The sequence below is a fragment of the Gluconobacter sp. genome (genome assembly GCF_047723935.1).
Taxonomy (GTDB): domain Bacteria; phylum Pseudomonadota; class Alphaproteobacteria; order Acetobacterales; family Acetobacteraceae; genus Gluconobacter.
Window position 1 is genome coordinate 1 of sequence record NZ_JBDOBO010000020.1, and the last position, 16,707, is coordinate 16,707.

Annotated in this window: 18 protein-coding genes; 9 read left to right on the forward strand and 9 right to left on the reverse strand. The window is 57.5% G+C overall.

What is annotated here, in order from left to right; all coding sequences use genetic code 11:
• The 6 genes from ABF979_RS08830 to ABF979_RS08855 form a co-directional block, all read left to right on the forward strand.
• Nucleotides 1–345, forward strand: a 345-nt coding sequence (locus ABF979_RS08830; protein WP_415559218.1) for a sigma-70 family RNA polymerase sigma factor, incomplete at its 5' end; no start/stop codon positions are given.
• Nucleotides 346–356: 11 nt separating this feature from the next.
• On the forward strand, nucleotides 357–929 hold the full coding sequence (locus ABF979_RS08835; RefSeq protein WP_202207678.1) for a GNAT family N-acetyltransferase: 573 nt from the start codon (nucleotides 357–359) through the stop codon (nucleotides 927–929).
• A gap of 158 nt (nucleotides 930–1,087) precedes the next feature.
• Nucleotides 1,088–1,570 carry a 30S ribosomal protein S6 gene (gene rpsF, locus ABF979_RS08840; protein ID WP_046901239.1) on the forward strand — a complete coding sequence of 161 codons (483 nt, stop codon included), beginning with the start codon at nucleotides 1,088–1,090 and terminating at the stop codon, nucleotides 1,568–1,570.
• A gap of 5 nt (nucleotides 1,571–1,575) precedes the next feature.
• The gene (gene rpsR / locus ABF979_RS08845; RefSeq protein WP_046901240.1) at nucleotides 1,576–1,866 is read left to right on the forward strand and encodes a 30S ribosomal protein S18; all 291 of its coding nucleotides are present in this window, start codon (nucleotides 1,576–1,578) and stop codon (nucleotides 1,864–1,866) included.
• A 10-nt stretch (nucleotides 1,867–1,876) separates the two neighbouring features.
• Nucleotides 1,877–2,470 (forward strand): 50S ribosomal protein L9, encoded by a 594-nt coding sequence (rplI, locus tag ABF979_RS08850; protein ID WP_215750740.1) that lies wholly within the window; start codon nucleotides 1,877–1,879, stop codon nucleotides 2,468–2,470.
• A gap of 133 nt (nucleotides 2,471–2,603) precedes the next feature.
• On the forward strand, nucleotides 2,604–3,824 hold the full coding sequence (locus tag ABF979_RS08855; protein ID WP_415559220.1) for a class I SAM-dependent methyltransferase: 1,221 nt from the start codon (nucleotides 2,604–2,606) through the stop codon (nucleotides 3,822–3,824).
• Nucleotides 3,825–3,828: 4 nt separating this feature from the next.
• Here the strand turns inward: ABF979_RS08855 and ABF979_RS08860 are convergent, their stop codons facing one another.
• From ABF979_RS08860 to ABF979_RS08900, 9 genes are read right to left on the reverse strand one after another with little or no spacing between them, the layout of a single operon-like run.
• A complete protein-coding gene (locus tag ABF979_RS08860) occupies nucleotides 3,829–4,404 on the reverse strand; it encodes a DNA-3-methyladenine glycosylase I (RefSeq protein ID WP_415559222.1) in 576 nt (191 codons plus the stop codon).
• The gene (gene rsmA / locus ABF979_RS08865; RefSeq protein ID WP_415559224.1) at nucleotides 4,385–5,209 is read right to left on the reverse strand and encodes a 16S rRNA (adenine(1518)-N(6)/adenine(1519)-N(6))-dimethyltransferase RsmA; all 825 of its coding nucleotides are present in this window, start codon (nucleotides 5,207–5,209) and stop codon (nucleotides 4,385–4,387) included. The genes ABF979_RS08860 and rsmA overlap by 20 nt, the downstream gene beginning before the upstream one ends.
• A 1-nt stretch (nucleotide 5,210) precedes the next feature.
• Nucleotides 5,211–6,569 carry a peptidylprolyl isomerase gene (locus ABF979_RS08870; RefSeq protein WP_415559226.1) on the reverse strand — a complete coding sequence of 453 codons (1,359 nt, stop codon included), beginning with the start codon at nucleotides 6,567–6,569 and terminating at the stop codon, nucleotides 5,211–5,213.
• 2 nt (nucleotides 6,570–6,571) lie between these two features.
• Nucleotides 6,572–8,890, reverse strand: a complete 2,319-nt coding sequence (locus ABF979_RS08875; protein ID WP_202207672.1) for an LPS-assembly protein LptD — start codon at nucleotides 8,888–8,890, stop codon at nucleotides 6,572–6,574.
• Nucleotides 8,890–10,077, reverse strand: a complete 1,188-nt coding sequence (gene lptG, locus ABF979_RS08880; protein ID WP_237389967.1) for an LPS export ABC transporter permease LptG — start codon at nucleotides 10,075–10,077, stop codon at nucleotides 8,890–8,892. Before lptG ends, ABF979_RS08875 begins: the two co-directional genes overlap by 1 nt.
• The gene (lptF, locus tag ABF979_RS08885; RefSeq protein WP_202207671.1) at nucleotides 10,074–11,222 is read right to left on the reverse strand and encodes an LPS export ABC transporter permease LptF; all 1,149 of its coding nucleotides are present in this window, start codon (nucleotides 11,220–11,222) and stop codon (nucleotides 10,074–10,076) included. The genes lptG and lptF overlap by 4 nt, the downstream gene beginning before the upstream one ends.
• Before the next feature lie 55 nt (nucleotides 11,223–11,277).
• Nucleotides 11,278–11,760, reverse strand: a complete 483-nt coding sequence (locus ABF979_RS08890; protein ID WP_415559229.1) for a hypothetical protein — start codon at nucleotides 11,758–11,760, stop codon at nucleotides 11,278–11,280.
• 4 nt (nucleotides 11,761–11,764) lie between these two features.
• Nucleotides 11,765–12,778 (reverse strand): L-threonylcarbamoyladenylate synthase, encoded by a 1,014-nt coding sequence (locus tag ABF979_RS08895; RefSeq protein ID WP_415559231.1) that lies wholly within the window; start codon nucleotides 12,776–12,778, stop codon nucleotides 11,765–11,767.
• Nucleotides 12,775–13,572: a 3'(2'),5'-bisphosphate nucleotidase CysQ gene (locus ABF979_RS08900; RefSeq protein ID WP_215769308.1), complete on the reverse strand. Its 798-nt coding sequence runs from the start codon at nucleotides 13,570–13,572 to the stop codon at nucleotides 12,775–12,777. Before ABF979_RS08900 ends, ABF979_RS08895 begins: the two co-directional genes overlap by 4 nt.
• Before the next feature lie 241 nt (nucleotides 13,573–13,813).
• On the opposite strand from ABF979_RS08900, the gene ABF979_RS08905 reads away from it, so the two are divergent.
• From ABF979_RS08905 to ABF979_RS08915, 3 genes are all read left to right on the forward strand, one after another.
• Entirely contained in the window at nucleotides 13,814–15,295 is a 1,482-nt protein-coding gene (locus ABF979_RS08905; RefSeq protein WP_415559233.1) for a leucyl aminopeptidase, read from the forward strand.
• Nucleotides 15,296–15,297: 2 nt separating this feature from the next.
• A complete protein-coding gene (locus ABF979_RS08910; RefSeq protein WP_099213221.1) occupies nucleotides 15,298–15,741 on the forward strand; it encodes a DNA polymerase III subunit chi in 444 nt (147 codons plus the stop codon).
• Between the two features lie 66 nt (nucleotides 15,742–15,807).
• Nucleotides 15,808–16,653, forward strand: a complete 846-nt coding sequence (locus ABF979_RS08915) for an aldo/keto reductase (protein WP_415559235.1) — start codon at nucleotides 15,808–15,810, stop codon at nucleotides 16,651–16,653.
• Nucleotides 16,654–16,707 lie beyond the last annotated feature (54 nt).

Genomic DNA, 16,707 nt, shown 5'->3' on the forward strand with positions numbered 1-16,707 from the left:
GCCAAGGAGCCGATCTCCCTTGAAACGCCGATTGGCGACGAGGAAGACAGTCATCTTGGTGACTTCATCGAGGATAAGACGGCTGTTATTCCGTTGGATGCCGCGATCCAGACCAACCTGCGTGAAGCAACCACGCGCGTTCTGGCGTCCCTGACGCCACGTGAAGAGCGCGTTCTGCGGATGCGCTTTGGTATTGGCATGAACACGGACCACACCCTTGAGGAAGTGGGCCAGCAGTTTAACGTGACGCGTGAGCGTATCCGTCAGATCGAGGCAAAGGCTCTTCGCAAGCTCAAGCACCCGAGCCGCAGCCGCAAGCTGCGTTCCTTCCTCGACGATAACTGATCGTCTGGGTCATGCTGCCGGCTTGGCTTCATCCGCAGGGATCATCCACCCGTTTTGAGGTGGGTGTGACTTTTCTGGAGACGAGGGCGAGCCGCCCAGCTCCGGTTTGGCCGGAGGGGATCTCTCTTGAGAGAGTTCTCCCTCCGGCTTTGCCGCTATACCGCAAGCTTTATCGGGAAGTCGGTAAAGACTATTGCTGGTGGATGCGTCGTCCGATGCCGGACGAAAAACTGGCTGAAATCGTCCATGATCCTGACGTTTACTTCATGGTGCTCTGGCAGGCAGATGGTACGCCGCTCGGGTTCTACGAACTGGATCTGAGAGAGGGTGGAGACGCCAATCTGGCGTACTTCGGACTTCTGCCAGCAGCGATTGGTCATGGCTTAGGTCGGGCATTGCTGGATTCCGCAATTTCTCAAGCGTTTGCGGCAGGGTGCTGGCGATTGCGGGTCAATACCTGCACACTGGATCATCCCAGAGCTCTGACCAATTATCAGAAATGTGGGTTTGTAATTCAGTATGTTGTTCAGGAAATCTGGAACGTTCCTGACGAATATGTCCCGGCAGAGCTGCGTCGACTCTGAGTTTATCCTTGATTTCCGTTAGGCTGCATGATTAATGCAGCCTTTCCCTGCCGGGCGATGTGGCGTCGCGCCGGCTATACCCGCGCTTTCCCCAAAGATTGCACTGTCTCCGGCACGGGCTGGACCAGTTGGGTTGACCTTATCCGAAGGGAGTTTTCATGCCACTGTACGAAAGCGTGCTCATCGCACGTAACGATGTGTCTCAGGCACAGGTCGAGAGCCTGGTTGAGACCATTGAAGCCCTGCTGACCGAGAATGGTGGTTCCATCCAGAAGCGCGAATTCTGGGGTCTCCGTTCGCTCGCATACCGCATCAAGAAGAACCGTAAGGGCCATTACGTCCTGCTCGGTATCGACTGCACGCCGGATACGCTTCGTGAAGTTGAGCGTCAGCTCGGCCTGAACGAAGACGTGCTTCGCGTTCTGACGCTTCGCGTTGACGAAATCGACGAAACTCCGTCCCCGGTTCTTGCTCGCAAGAATGATGACCGCGGCGACCGTGGTAGCTTCCGTGGCGGCTCCAAGCCGGCTGGTCGCTTCGAGAGCGGCCGTGGCGGCCCGCGTCGTGGCAGCGAAGACCGTGAAGAATACCGTGCACGCGGCGAGCAGGACGATGCTCGTGAGGCGGCTGGAGCGGAGTAAGAAACATGTCCGATACAACCACCACCGACGTGAACGACGTCAACCCAGCAGCCCGTCGCACGGCTGTCGGCGCACGCCGTCCTTTCTATCGTCGTCGTAAGTCCTGCCCGTTCTCCGGCCCCAATGCGCCGAAGATCGACTACAAGGACGTGCGTCTTCTGAGCCGCTTCCTCTCTGAGCGTGGCAAGATCGTGCCGAGCCGTATCACGGCTGTTTCGGCCAAGAAGCAGCGTGAGCTGGCGCAGGCTATCAAGCGTGCCCGCTTCCTTGCCCTGCTCCCCTACGTCGTAAGCTGAGGAGAGCACCATGTCCCAGACCGCACTGATCCTGCTCCAGCGGGTCGAGCATCTCGGCCAGATGGGCGATCTTGTTTCCGTGAAGCCGGGTTACGCCCGTAACTTCCTGCTTCCGCAAGGCAAGGCGATGCGTGCTACGGCCGCAAACCGCAAGCGCTTTGACACGGAGCGCGCCCAGCTTGAAGCGCTGAACATCAAGAAGCGCGAAGAAGCTGAGCGTCTTGCCGAACGTATGGACAGCCTGTCTGTCGTCATCATCCGTCAGGCAAGTGACAGCGGCAACCTGTACGGCTCCGTCAGCACGCGTGATATCGCTGTTGCTGCTACGGACGCTGGCCTTACGGTTGCTCGTCAGCAGGTTGTTCTGGCTCACCCGATCAAGTCTCTTGGCCTGACGGAAGCCCGCATCGTCCTGCACCCGGAAGTTTCCATTCCGCTGACAGTTAACGTTGCACGTTCTGCTGAAGAAGCTGAGCGCCAGGCCCGCGGCGAAGCCGTTGGCGTGGAAGAAGAGGATGACAACATCCTTGGCGACCTGCAGGCAGAGAACGCAGCTGAAGAAGCTGCTGCCGAAGCTGCAGTCACGGAAGAAGCCGAAGGCTGATTTCCCTGGCATAGCCAACAGAAAACCCGGCCGGGTATTCCCGCGCCGGGTTTTTTGATGTCTGCTCTCCCGGTCAGGAAACTGAAGACTGTGTCATGTCTTGTCATGACGCGTGAACAGGAGGGAGACAGGCGTGAAACCCATTCTCGATTTCGTTCTGAAGAAATTTATTCAGGTTGGAACGCTGCGAGTCACGTTCAGTGGCGGCACGATACATACTTATCGTGGGGCAACGCCCGGCGTTGAAGCAGGCTTACATCTCAAAACAAAACAGGCTGAGCGTTCTCTGGTTATTAATTCCGGGCTGGCGTTTGGCGAAGAATATATGGCTGGCGAACTTGCGCCGGAAGGATGCACTCTTGAGACGCTGATGATCGTTCTGATGGCGAACATCACGCAGGGTGGCCATGTTTTTGAGGAGATCGAGGACCGACTCCGTTATCTTCTGCGACCTTTGAAGGGACTTAATTCCCTGAAGCGGTCCTGCCGGAATGTTGCGCATCACTATGATCTGAATGGTCGACTTTACGACTTGTTCCTCGACAAGGACCGCCAATATTCGTGCGCGTATTTCCAGCGTGAGGATATGACGCTTGAGGAAGCCCAGGCCGCAAAGAAGCGGCATATTGCGTCCAAGCTCAATCTGAACCGTCCCGGACTGGAAGTTCTGGATATTGGGTGCGGCTGGGGCGGTCTGGCACTGACACTGGCCAAAGATTACGGCGCGACGGTTGTCGGTATTACGCTTTCAAAAGAGCAACTGGAGGAAGCGCGGGCTCGAGTGCGGGCAGAGGGACTTGAAAGGCAGGTCCGTTTCGAGCTCATGGACTATCGGAATGTTCATCACGAGTTTGATCGTGTCGTGTCAGTCGGAATGTTCGAGCACGTTGGGCAACCGCAATTTGAGCGCTATTTTCGCGGAATTAAGGAATGTTTGAAGCCAGATGGGGTGGCTTTAATCCACTCGATCGGTCGGACGGATGGGCCGGGAACCACCAATGCGTGGCTTCAGAAATACATCTTCCCCGGAGGATATTCTCCGTCTTTAAGCGAGACGCTGGCTGCTATTGAGCGCACCGGTCTCTGGATGACAGACTGCGAAGTTCTGCGTCTGCACTATGCCAAGACAATTGCAGAATGGCGTAAGCGCTTTGATGCCAACCGACAGAAAATTATAGATCTGTATGACGAGCGCTTTGTGCGGATGTTTGAATTGTATCTTGTTGGGAGCGAACTGGCATTCCGTGTGCAGGGGCACATGAATTTTCAGCTTCAGCTAACACGGTCTGTGGATGCCGTGTCTTTGACGCGTGACTACATGTTTGAAAGTGAGCGTGCGAAAAGCGCAGTCTGAATTTTTAGACTTGGGGTGTGTAGCGAAAGCAGGATGGGTCATGATCGTGGATCAGACCCACGGCCTGCATCCAGGCATACACGATGACAGGGCCAACGAAGCGAAAGCCCCGGGCTTTCAAAGCCTTGGACACAGTTACTGAAAGAGGTGACTGCGCCAATACTGCTCCGGTTGAATTGTAAATCGGAGCATCAGGAACCAATGATGCAATGAAACCTGCAAAATCTTCGCCTCGTGCCTGCATGGCCAGATAGGCCTGTGCATTGCCTATGGTGGCTTTGATCTTGGCACGGGCCCGGATGATGCCGGGGTCCTGCATGAGGCGATCAATATCGTGTTCTGTAAAAAGGGCTACTTTTTCAGGATCGAAGTTGGCGAAGGCCTTTCGAAAACCTTCTCGTCTTTTCAAAACAATCGCCCAGGACAAGCCAGCTTGAAAGCTTTCCAGAATGAGAGTCTCCCACAGCTCTCGGCTATCACGGATCGGAACGCCCCATTCTTCGTCATGATACTGGCGAAGAAGAGGGTCTGTTACGGCCCAGCGACAGCGGGGAAGGTTCTTAGGAGCGGGAGCGGGCAAGATGCAGCTCTGCAAGGCGGCCAAATTCTGCAACGCTCAGGGTTTCAGCCCGGCGTGTCGGCTCAATGCCCGCAGCGTCCAGAAGTGCTTCCCCGCCAATCGATTTGAGAGATGAACGTAGCATCTTGCGGCGCTGTCCGAACGCGGCGGCTGTGACGCGCTCCATCGCTCGGAAAAGCTCTGGTGCAGGCTGCTCTGCGTGCGGGATCAGGACTGCAACGGCAGAATGAACCTTTGGTGGCGGGGAAAATGCCCCCGGTGGAATGCGCAGAGCCACGGAGCAGGACGCGCACCATTGGGCCAGCACAGCCAGCCGCCCGTAAGCGGAGGTATCTGGTTCAGCACAGATGCGTTCAGCAACTTCAAGCTGGAACATCAGGGACAGGCGTTCCCACGCATGGGCCTGCCTCAACCAGCCCACAAGAAGGGGAGTGGCGACATTGTAAGGCAGGTTCGCAATGATCTGTCTGGGAGCAGGCGCAAGGCTTGCGGCATCCAGTTTCAGGGCATCCTGCCGGATAATATGAAGACGATCCGGATAGTGCCCGGCGAGCTCTTCGAGCAGTGGCCAGGCACGTTCGTCAATTTCCACAGCATCGACGCGGCTTGCAGGACTATCGAGCAAAGCTCGTGTCAGACCACCAGGGCCGGGTCCGATTTCAACAACGCTTCGCCCTGTCAGATCGCCGCCCAAGGCGACGATCCGGGCACAAATTCCGGGATCCAGAAGAAAGTGCTGACCAAGGGACTTCTTTGCATCCAGGCCATAAGCCTGAATGGACTCTTTCAGAGAAGGAAGGCTCACGTCAGTTAAGAGCCGGTTTTGCGGCAGGGCGTATATCGATGATGGACCGGCGCTGCAGATCCCGCTGGAGCTGACGGGAAGCCTGTTCAACGCGCTCGTTCATGAGCTGATCGGCAATTTCACCCGGTGTCTGCTGTGCCAGATTTTTTTGCTGGCGATCACAGACCATTAACAGGGCTATGCCATCCATGGAGACCAGAGGGCGACTGACCTTGTTGACGGGGAGAGGCTCGATGATGGAGCGCATCTGAGGGGCGAGGCGCTCCAGGATCTGCGTGCCGGGGTTGCTGGGACGCTTCTCCCCAAGAGACTTGTTGAGAGCCTCTATTGCGTCGCAGCTATGGATTGTTTCCACAGCATGTGTCGCCTTCTGAAGAGCTGCCTGCTGCTGAGGGGTCGGATTTTGCGGATTCAGCGGTGCATCAAACGGGAAGAATGCCTGACGCAGGGCGACGAGCGTGCCCATCTGCTTGCCGACCACGCGCTTGGCCTGAACTGTTGCAATGACAAAACCGCCTGCAACCTGGATCGGATTGGAAATAGCGCCAATCGGCATCTGCCGAACGACATTCACGACCTGTGGATCGAGGCTGTCTTCCTGTACCCACCCCATGGAACCACCATCCAGAGCAGACTGTGCCTGCGAGAACTGGGCGGCAACAATCGGGAAGGGAGCTCCTTCGCGAAGCTGGGAGATGATGGTGCGTGTGAACGTGAGTTCGTTTTCATCGTGGCGAGGGTCAGCAACAGGAACGAAAATTTCGCTCATCATGTACTGCGCGCGGCCCTGCTCAGCCTGAAGGGCCTGCTCACGCTGCGCGATTTGGGTGGCTGTAATGCGCCCCCCTTCGCCCAACTGCTCACGCAGGACCTGCATCCAGCCAATCTGCACACGGATCTGATCGATCAGCGTCGTCAGGGAAACGCCGTCAGACGCAAGGCGATCACGCAGGGCATTTTTGGGCATGCCGTTGCGCTGTTCGATGTTGCTGATGGCGCCAGCAATTTGCTCAGGCTCGACATTGATGTGTCGCTTGAGCATCTCCTGAGTCTTCAAGCGCTCTTCGATCAGCTGGTGAATGATTTGGCCGCGCATGCGGTTCATGACATCTGGGCTGACGGGCAGGCCGGTGGAAAGCACGAACAGCTTGGCGCGATTATCCACATCCCGCTGGGTCAGCACCTGACCGTTGATAACAGCCAGGATCTGGTCTTCAGGTGGTTTCGCTGCGGGTGCCTGCTCCTTTTTGGGAGCACTCTTGTGGGCGGGTGCAGCATGCGCCACAGCGGTTGGAACCGCCGCAGAGAAGGCCAGCAGGGCAACCAGGGCAGTAGATGCGATGCGATGGGTCTTGAACATGCTCAGCCGTTAATTCCGAAAGTGCCGATCGTTTTGAACGTGAAGTTGAACATCACAGTGGTGTTCCGCTGCTCGCCGCCGATCCGTGTGTACTGTTTGATATACATGATATCCAGCCCGAAGCAGTCGTTGGAATACCCAATGTCTCCCCCGTTTGCGACGAACTGTTTCCGGGACAGGCTGCGCCGGAAGAAGCCGGAGGCATGATAATTACGCCAGTGAGTGGCCACGCTTCCTGTGATTTCGTTCGTTTTGACCAGATAAGGCGAATTTACGCCGCTCTCACGATAATTGGTAGCGTAGTAATAATACGGTGTTACTGGGGCATAGAGATAGCCTGCACTGAAGCGCAAAGCTGGAATGCCGGCACTGAACAGACCTTCGCCGTAGTCCAGCTGGTGTGTCCATGGATTGTAACGGCCGCGAGCCGTCACATCGAGGTATTTATTGGGTGTGAAACGCACACGGCCAACCGGGTCCGAAAGATGATGATCCAGCCCGGAATACGGAATACGGTTCTTCGTGATGTGCTCCTGGATGCTTTCACCCACCAGCATGTCAATGGAATGGCCGTTCCACGTCCAGCTCTGATGAACGCCAATATTGCCGCGCAGACCACCGTCAAGGCGATCTGTTCCGGAATAGCGGTTCAGGGAGAACATGGTTGTATCGGTGAACTCGTACGTCAGGCTGTCTTCATTCGGCATATTGCTGTTGGAAGAGTTGCCGGTATTAGGGGCGGCAATCAGCTGGACAATCGGCTCAAGGATCTGAGTGCCCCGTCCGCGGGCAAAAGACCTGAGAAACGGCCAGTTCATCTTGACGGCAATTGTCGGCAGAACCTGCCCTGTGACTTTTGTGCCGCCAACAGCGTAATAGGTTGGCTGCTGTGCCAGACTGGTGGCGCGATAGACGTTTGAGTCCAGTCGGGCTGTCACAAGCCACTGCTGGCCAAGACTGTTGTGGAATGGACGGTCCCACTGCATCTGGAGCTGACCACGCTGATCAGACACACCCTTGGAACGGAAGACGTCAAAGTCGGTGGTGTTCATACTGAAACGGCCGCCGAGCGCATCAGGCTGGCCCTGATAGGCATAGGTGAAGCGCGGGAGCGCCCATGGCAGTTCAGAGTTCTGAATGACGCCCTGGTTCAGACCCTGATAGGCCTGTGCGTCGAGGCGGGCGTAGGCGCCTACGCCGTAGCCTTCAAGATAGACGTTCGAGTTGAGCGATTCCTGACCGTAACCAGGGACGCGGTAATCTCGCATGTAGTTGGCAGACGTCGCCAGATTGACGTTGATGCCTGCCTGCCAATGCTTGTTGATCGCGAAATTGCCCTGACCGAACACGTAGCCCTGCAGGCCGTATTCGCCTGAGGAATTAACGTTGTTGCCGAACGTGTTGACGTAACGGCTCTCTCGGTTGGTGTCGTATGCGCCACCGGCAGTAATATCCAGCGTACCAAAGTTGAAACGGCGGCGATATTCGCTGGTAATTTCCGGACCGGTCTTTGTGGAGACCAGCCCACGAACGGTGAGGTCCTGACTGTCGTCGATGGCCCAGAAATATGGAAGTGTGAAATACGTTCCAAGATAGCGGTCATGCGGGCTGATGCCGGCCATCAGGAAGCCGCTCTGCCGTTTGACCGAAGGATCAGACATCGAGAAAAACGGGAAATAGAACACTGGAAGGCCGAGCATTTTCAACCAGGCATGGTTGAACTCGATGCGCTTGTGCTGGGCATCCTGCGTCGCCCCGTATGCCTGAAACTGCCAGAACGGCGGAGCGTCAGGGTTTGTTTCGCAGATCTTGCACGCCGTATAAACGGCATGTGAGAGATCATTGATCAGGCCATTGGTGCGACGCATGCCGTTACCGGCCAGCTTCGCATTGTCCTGCATCTGCATGTAGATGGACGTGCCGATGCCGTCATGCATGCCATGGCTGAATTCCATATAGGCGGCATAGGTGGTGCTGCCGTCTGGTTCCATGATGGCGACATGGCCGCGTGCTGCCAGAACGCCTGTGTTCCGGTCATAGGTGATCTTGTCGGCACGGAGAGCGTGGTCACCCTGCCAGATGCGGACATTGCCTTCCCATGTAACCAGACCGTTCTTTGCGTAGCTTTCGCTGTCAGCCAGATAGGTGAGAGGGTCATGCTCGGACGTCGGCTTACCGATGACGATGATATGCGAATTGTCCCGCTGCATCGTATTGGCAAACATGTCCTGCGGCGCCACGAGCGCAGTTCCCGTCAGGGCGACGCCTGCAAGAGAGACGCATCTGCGGGCGCGTTTTGGGAGCCACCGGGGCACCGACATCAACCATCCTCCATGTGCAGCAAAAGCGCGACCGCAAGGCAAAGCCCTGCGCCCGTGGGCGCCCATGCGGCAAGAACCGGCGGCAAAGCGCCAGATTCACCAAACTGTTCAGCCACTTTCGAGATCGTGAAGAGCGCAAAGCCTGCAGCAATTCCCGATCCAAGCATCCGGGCCACTCCGCCGCGTCGTGCGGGACGCATCGAAAACCCTGCGGACACCAATGCCATTGTACCAGCAAGGATGGGAAGAGCCAGAAGCGATTGGAAATGTAACCTGTGCCGAATTGACGGGAAACCGGAACGCTCCAGAAGGGAGATAAAGCCGGGTAGAGCAAAGACCGAGAGCGTATCGGGCGATGCGAAACTTTCCTGAATGCGGTCAACCGTAAGGTCGGAAGGAAGGGTCAGGGTTCCGACTTTTTCTGGCAGATGGTCTGGATGAAGCAAGGACGAATCATTCAGGTTCCACTGCTGGTGGGCGAGCGTTCCGGTCGGTGCTTCGACGCGTACGATCAGCCGATCACGGTCATCCAGACGGAAAATGGTCACGCCTGAAACATCGAGCGTGTCTTGCGCAAGCTTGACGTTCTGGGCGTGTAGAATGGCAACGCCATGCGGTGTCAGCCCTTCATCGGCCTGTCTGAGCCAGAGCTCGCCCCCCTTTAGCGTCAGAACTCCACCGCCTGTCCGTAGGTAAGACTGATCCAGAAGTTCTGCCTGCCGATACATGGAGGAGGAGAGGGCCGAGATGCCGGTGGTTGTGAACAGACCGATCAGAAGCGCGCAAGCCAAGGGGCTGGCAAGAAACTGCCAGGCAGAGATGCCCGCAGCTCTGGCGACGATAAGTTCGGACGACCGCGTCAGACGCGAAAAACAGACAATCCCGCCAAGCAGAATACCAAAAGGCAGCACATAAATGACGTAATACGGAATGTGCAGGCCTGCGATTTCAAGAATAAGGCTCGTTGGCACATTGGGACGGGTGGCGGCGCGTCTGAGCAGATCAATGAAGTCGAACAGGGACACAAGCCCTGTGAGCGCCAGAACCATCGAAAGCGTGTTCAGGGTGAAATGGCGTGCGATGTAGATCGCTAATGTCGTGGAAAACCCGACTTCGGTTTCCTGCGGTCTCAGGGTGTGCAGGAGCGTGGAAAACCAGCTGCGATACCCGTCAGTCGTTGATTTCATGAAGGGCGTCCAGTCTGGCGCGAAGTTCCGGTCCACTGTTCCGCGAACAGAAGAGCTGCACAGATGATGCTGGGAAGAAGGGCTGCAACCCAGAGCAGGGGAACGAGCGCAAGGTTCCGGCCAGCAAAATTCTGGAGCATGAGCGAGAGCGCAAGAAGCCCGACAACTGTCAGAATGGCGATCAGAGGGCGGGTAATGTTGCCATGCCGGGAGAACGTCCCCCGGAGAACAGCGACCAGCCCGATCATGGCGAAGGACAGCACCGTCAGCGGAGAGGTCAGGCGATGCCACCCTTCGACCGCAAATTTGCCTCTGTCACGCTCGGAAACCTCATTGGGGTCTGGATGGAAAAGGTCATGCAAGGGCATTTCCGACGCATCCCGTTCCTCGTGGTTGTTCTGGCGGGAGGATGTCAGATCAATCGTGTTGCGGCCAAACGTCAGGACGTTCAAGCGACCTGTGTGCCGGTCGATTTCTTCACGAGAGCCATTGTAGAGGACAACGCGAGGCTTGTCGTTGACGGTTACGATGGTGCCCCGTTCGGCCAGAACGGTCGTATGAGCATCCGGGTCACGATCATCTTCCACCAGAACACCATGCAGCAGTCCGTTGGAATCCCGGGATCGGACATACACGGTCATGTCGCCGGAGACTTTGGTGAAGACCCCATCCTGAAGCAGGAAAGCAGCCATCTGGTTGCGGATCTGGAATTCGTATCGATGAAAGGCGTGATAGGAGACGGGTGCCAGCCAAAGCGTCAGAACATAGCACAGGCCCACGCAGGCTCCTGCGCAGATCAGGCCAGGGCGTGCCAGCTCTAACGGGGAGCGTCCAGCGGCCCGCATGACGGTCATTTCCCGGTCGCCGGACATCCGCTGATAGGTGAAGAGGATCACGAGGAAGGTCGTGATCGGCAGGATGACGGCCACGAAAGACGGCAACATCAGGGAAGTAAGCTGCAAAAAGACGCGCAGAGACAGTCCGTGCTGAACAATCATCGAGACGAAATGCAGCGATTGCGTTAGCCAGATAAGCGCGACTGCTCCCCCTGTCAGTGCCAGAAGGGCGATGACAAGCTGGCGGAGGACGTACCGGTCAAGAAGGGGCAGCAGATGTCGCTTTGCAGCGCCGGGGGAAGAGGCCATGGCCCTTCATCTATCCTTAGCCTGTGACGGGAGAAAGGCAAAAAACAAAACGGTATCAGCGAAAGTAGACTGATCGGTCAATCGGAGGCCGGTCTGTCAGGCTATGGTAGAACTGGCTTGTCGCGATCCCAAGCAATAGCCCCGCGCTGATCCCAAAGGCAATTGTAATGTATCGCCATGGACGTTGGGCGCGCTGTGTCGCGATTTCCGTCATGAGAGCCCGGCTTTCCATTTGCATATGGCTCAGGGCGCCTTGGGCGGAACGGATATGGCCCTGTGCTTGGCGAAGCTCACGTTCAAGCTGGAAGATCCTGTTCCGAAGTTGCTCTTCACGGTCTGCCGCGCCCTGGCGTGAAGTGTCAGTGGCCAGGCTCGTGAAAAGATTTTTGAGCGCGCCGCCTGTCAGGTTGTTGCGTTTGGCACGTATACGAAGGGCTTCGAGCGCATTCTGGGCAGAGCCTGAAGGCTCCGCCAGAACCAATGCAAGAATATCGGAGAGAATCTTGATATCTTTCGGGTCGAAGCGGTTTTCGGCCATATGATCAGCCGGGATTCTGGGAAAGTGGGCGTGGTTCAGCCGCACGCTTTAGGCGGTCCCGGATTGCCAGCCCCAATCCCTGGCGGGGGATGGGCTGGGCAGCAATGCATGTCAGTCCGCGTTTGGTTCCTTCTGCATCCAGGAAGCGCAGCCCTGAAAACAGGCGGGCCGCGGCTTCTTCCAGATTCCCGGTTTCACTCAGGTTCCAGGTCAGGCCGGCGCTGGGGAGCGGCGGGCCGAACGCGAGCAGTGCCTCGTTGGGGCGAACGTCATAAGCGTCCAGCCGGACAGGGAGCGAAGGGGCATAATGAGATGCCAGTCTGCCCGGGGACGACGGGAGCGCTTCTGCAAAATCATCTGGATGATGGATTGGGCCACAGAGTGCCGTCAGTTCTTCCAGCGTTACGCCGCCCGGCCGGAGCAGAACGGGTGTGTCTCGTGTGAGATCCAGAACGGTGCTTTCCACGCCCACAGAACAGGGGCCAGAATCCAGAATGGCGTCGATACGTCCATCCAGCGAGCGTAGCACGTGCGAGGCGTCCGATGGGCTAACGGTCCCGGAAATATTTGCGGAGGGCGCTGCAATAGGAGCCCCGACCTCGCGGAGCAAAGCAAGGGCTGTTTTGCCTCTGGGGACGCGAAGGGCAAGCGTATTCAAACCAGCCGCCGCAAGGTCCGAAACGGTGGAGTTCGGCGCGCGGGGCAGCACCATCGTCAGGGGGCCAGGCCAGAACTTTTCCGCAAGCGCATAGGCGATGTCTTTGGTACGACCATGCAGGTCCGCCTGGGCGAAAGCACTTTCTGCATCTGCAAGATGGCTGATAAGCGGATTGAAGCGTGGACGGCCCTTGGCGGCGAAAATACGCGCGACAGCCGTGTCGGACGAAGCAAGGGCGCCGAGGCCATAGACGGTTTCAGTTCCGAAGGCGACAAGCTTACCAGCCTTCAGAAGCTCTGCAGCGCGGCAGATTCCGTTGGTATCAGCAGTCAGGCGTTCCGTGTTCAGAGACTCGCTCACGAAGCGCCTCCCGTGCAGTAAAATGAAGAGTTCAGGCGGTCAGGCTTGCCGTAACGCAAGGGCTGGCCGTTTTCATCCAGTAGGCTACCACCTGCGGCTTCGAGAATGGCCTGTGGGGCGGCGGTGTCCCACTCCATGGTGGGGCCAAAGCGGGGATAAAAATCGGCAGCGCCTTCTGCGACACGCATGAACTTCACAGAGGAGGCCAGCTTGTCGATGGACGCGACCTTGCGTCCGGCGAGCCACCGCTCAAGAAGCTCGGTGTTACCATGATGGCTGGACGCCAGAACACGCAGCCCCTCAGTCGAAGGGGCCGCTGTGTGGATAGGGGTACTGGTCGTGCCATCGAAACGATGCGCGCCGAGGCCCACGCCTCCGCTGTAGATTAGCCCGTATCCGGGAAGTGCCACGACGCCAAGAGCGGGTCTGTCTCCACGGATTAGCCCGATATTGACGGTGAAGTCCTTGCCGCCTGAAGAAAAACCCCGCGTTCCGTCCAGAGGGTCAACAAGCCAGTAGGCGTCCCCGGCTGTAACCTCAATCCCGGCGGACATTTCCTCTTCCCCGATTGCGGCAAGCGACGGGCATGCCGTGCGCAGGCCACGCAAAATGTGGTCTTCAGAGGCGCGATCTGCCTCCGTAACCGGAGAGGCGTCTTTTTTGACTTCCGTGAGGAAGCCTCGGGCGCGGATCTCGTTGATGATGTCCGCTGCTTCCGAAGCCAGACGGAATGCGAGGGACAGCAGGGCGCGGTCATCGTCTGGGGAGACCGTATGAAGGGGGGCTGAGGTCATGCCTGCAAGGCTACTTCATGAAAGGCGTTTCGTCATGTGCTGATGCGGGGGAGGTGACTTGAGTTGTTGCATACCGACCAGAGCACGCGAATGAGGCTATGATTGCTGCGGATATGAAACCGGAACGCAGTGACATGTGACGTCTCCGTTGTGCTCGTCGAACTGCTCCCCTCTTGTGTGGAAGCACGCTGTTCCCGATAACGGGAGCACTGAAATGGTTCTGCCATGCAAAAGGTGCGATATGCTCGATATTTCTTTTGGTTCGCTTCCAGCGCTGAACAATGCCCAGTCACAGGCCGTTGCCCTGATTGGGCATGGGAAGGCGACCTTTGAAGACAGCACCTTCAAGGCCCTCGATGACGCCACGGCTGGTGCATTGAGCCGTGCTGCGTCTTTCAAGGGTTTTAAGGGCGAAGTCGGGCAGACGGTTGTTCTGACGGCGCCTTCTGCCGGTTTGTCCCAGGTTGTTCTGGTGGGATGTGCAGCAAAGGACGGCTCGGCTGTCGGGTCGGTTGCTGTTGAAAATGCTGGTGGCTCAGCGGCTAAAGCGCTCGATGGCGTGGCTGATGCGGTTCTCGCCCTGACGGCAGATATTGCAGAATTTGCACCGGAAGCTGCGTTAGGTGCGCGTCTGGCTCGTTACGACTTTGGTCTGTATCGCACGAAGAAGTCTTCCGAGAGGCCGGTTCTGAAGGCTTTGACGGTCGTGGCTTCGGATGTTGCCGCCGCTGAAGCGCGCTGGACGGCTCTGGATGCCGTATCTCGCGGTGTGTTTCTGACCCGTGACCTCATCAGCGAACCCGCCAACATCCTGTCTCCGGAAACGTTCACAGCGCGGATCGAAGCGCTCCGTGAGACGGGTCTTGAAGTGGAAGTTCTCGATGAAGCCGCCATGCAGGAATTGGGCTTTGGTGCCCTTCTGGGTGTGGCACAGGGAAGTGCGAACCAGCCCCGCACGGTGATCGTCCGTCATAATGGCGGTGGTGATGAGGCCCCTCTGGCCTTCATCGGTAAGGGCGTAACGTTTGATAGCGGTGGAATTTCGATCAAGCCTGCTGCCGGCATGGACGAGATGAAGACCGACATGGGCGGTGCCGCCACGGTTATCGGCCTCATGAGCGCACTGGCGCGCCGCAAGGCTCCTGTGAATGCGATCGGTGTTGTCGGACTGGTGGAAAACATGGTGTCTGACCGGGCACAGCGTCCGGGCGATATTGTGACGAGTTATAGCGGCCAGACCATTGAAGTGCTGAACACGGATGCCGAAGGCCGTCTGGTTCTGGCGGATGTGCTTGCCTACACAAAAGATCGTTTCAAGCCAAAGCTGATGGTTGATCTGGCCACATTGACCGGTGCGATCGTGGTGAGCCTGGGAACGGAAAACGCAGGTTTGTTCAGCAATGACGACGCGCTGGCTTCCGGTCTGTTCGAAGCTGGAAAGCAGGTTGGCGAAGGTCTGTGGCGGATGCCGATGGGCGAGGCCTACAATCGCCAGATCGACTCTGACATCGCTGATATGAAGAACATTGGCGGCCGTCCGGGGAGTGCCATTCTGGCGGCTGAGTTCCTGAAGCGCTTCGTTGGTGAGACTGTCTGGGCGCATCTGGATATTGCCGGCACGACATGGAAGACGACGGCGTCCCCGACGGCTCCGAAGGGTGCAACTGGGTTTGGGGTTCGTCTTCTGAACCAGTTCGTACTGTCTCATGAGGCCAGTGCCTGAGAGTGGATGTCGGATTTTATCATCTGACGCGGACGCCTCTGGAAGAGGCGTTGCCTGCGCTTTTGGGTAAGACGCTGGATGTTGGGGAGCGGGCCTTGGTCCGTTGCCCCGATGCAGCGTCCGTTACGGCTCTGGATGCCGCACTCTGGGCGTCCCGCGATCCCGTATGGCTTCCGCATGGCACTGCGAAAATGGGTCATGCGTCCTGGCAGCCGATCTGGCTGACAGAAGGGACTGATGTGCCGAATGGCGCAAAATTCCTGTTCCGGATTGATGGCGCTGGAGAAGACGATTTTTCTCCGTTCACAAGAATTTTTGACCTGTTCGATGGGCGTGACCCCGCGAGCGTCCAGAGGGCCCGTCAAAGATGGGTAGCCTTGAAAGCGGCTGGCCATACTCTTGTGTACTGGCAGCAGCAGGAGCGGGGCTGGAAGAAGTCCGGCTGAGGTTCAGGCGGAACATCTTCGGGGGGTATGTCGTTGTGTGACAGAGTTCTTCCCGGGAGACGCCTTATGAAAACCGTTACGCTCCGCAACGGCACCACCGTTCCTGCATTGGGAATGGGGACATGGAATGTCGGAGACAGTGCAGATCGCCGCGCTCTGGAAATCGAGAGTTTGCGCACGGGTCTGGAAGCCGGTCTGCGGGTTATCGACACAGCGGAAATGTATGGAAACGGCCGGTCTGAAAAGCTGGTTGGTGAAGCCATCGCGGATGTACGGGATGATGTTTATCTCGTCAGCAAGGTTCTCCCGTCCAACGCATCTTATGACGGCGTGCGCCGGGCCTGTCGGCGCTCGCTGGACCGCCTGGATACGGACTGGCTGGACATGTATCTGCTGCACTGGCGTGGTGGTACGCCGCTGGAAGAGACCATTCGGGCGTTTGAAGACCTTCAGACAGACGGGCTGATCCGGGGATGGGGTGTTTCGAACTTCGATGTTGATGACATGGAAGAAATCGAGGCGCTTTCAGGGGCCTGTGAGGTCAATCAGGTTCTTTACAGTCTGGAGCATCGTGGAACAGAGTTTGATCTGCTGGATCATGATCTTTCGACCGGCACCGTGACGATGGCTTATTCTCCGCTGGGGCAGGGCGGCGAACTTCTCCAGCACCCCGCTCTTGCCGAGATCGCAGGGAGGCATGAGACGTCTGCTGGGGCGGCTGATCCTGCTCAGATTGCATTGGCCTGGGTGATGCGTCGGGGAAATGTCATGGCTATTCCCAAGGCTGGCTCTCCAAAGCATCTCCTCTCCAATGTTGCCAGTTTGGAAATCAGCCTCACTGAAGAGGACCTGAAAGTTCTGGATCATGCTTTCCCTCCGCCGCAACGCAAGGTATCTCTCGCCATGATCTGACGGGCATGATCTGATACGGCCCGTTCCCACTCTGGACCGGACCGTACCCTGCTC

Coding starts and splice junctions, on each gene's coding strand:
- ABF979_RS08835 (WP_202207678.1), top strand. CDS start 357: ATGCTGCCGGCTTGGCTTCATCCGCAGGGATCATCCACCCGTTTTGAG.
- rpsF (WP_046901239.1), top strand. CDS start 1,088: ATGCCACTGTACGAAAGCGTGCTCATCGCACGTAACGATGTGTCTCAG.
- rpsR (WP_046901240.1), top strand. CDS start 1,576: ATGTCCGATACAACCACCACCGACGTGAACGACGTCAACCCAGCAGCC.
- rplI (WP_215750740.1), top strand. CDS start 1,877: ATGTCCCAGACCGCACTGATCCTGCTCCAGCGGGTCGAGCATCTCGGC.
- ABF979_RS08870 (WP_415559226.1), bottom strand. CDS start 6,569: ATGTTCAAGACCCATCGCATCGCATCTACTGCCCTGGTTGCCCTGCTG.
- ABF979_RS08875 (WP_202207672.1), bottom strand. CDS start 8,890: ATGTCGGTGCCCCGGTGGCTCCCAAAACGCGCCCGCAGATGCGTCTCT.
- lptG (WP_237389967.1), bottom strand. CDS start 10,077: ATGAAATCAACGACTGACGGGTATCGCAGCTGGTTTTCCACGCTCCTG.
- lptF (WP_202207671.1), bottom strand. CDS start 11,222: ATGGCCTCTTCCCCCGGCGCTGCAAAGCGACATCTGCTGCCCCTTCTT.
- ABF979_RS08890 (WP_415559229.1), bottom strand. CDS start 11,760: ATGGCCGAAAACCGCTTCGACCCGAAAGATATCAAGATTCTCTCCGAT.
- ABF979_RS08900 (WP_215769308.1), bottom strand. CDS start 13,572: ATGACCTCAGCCCCCCTTCATACGGTCTCCCCAGACGATGACCGCGCC.
- ABF979_RS08905 (WP_415559233.1), top strand. CDS start 13,814: ATGCTCGATATTTCTTTTGGTTCGCTTCCAGCGCTGAACAATGCCCAG.
- ABF979_RS08915 (WP_415559235.1), top strand. CDS start 15,808: ATGAAAACCGTTACGCTCCGCAACGGCACCACCGTTCCTGCATTGGGA.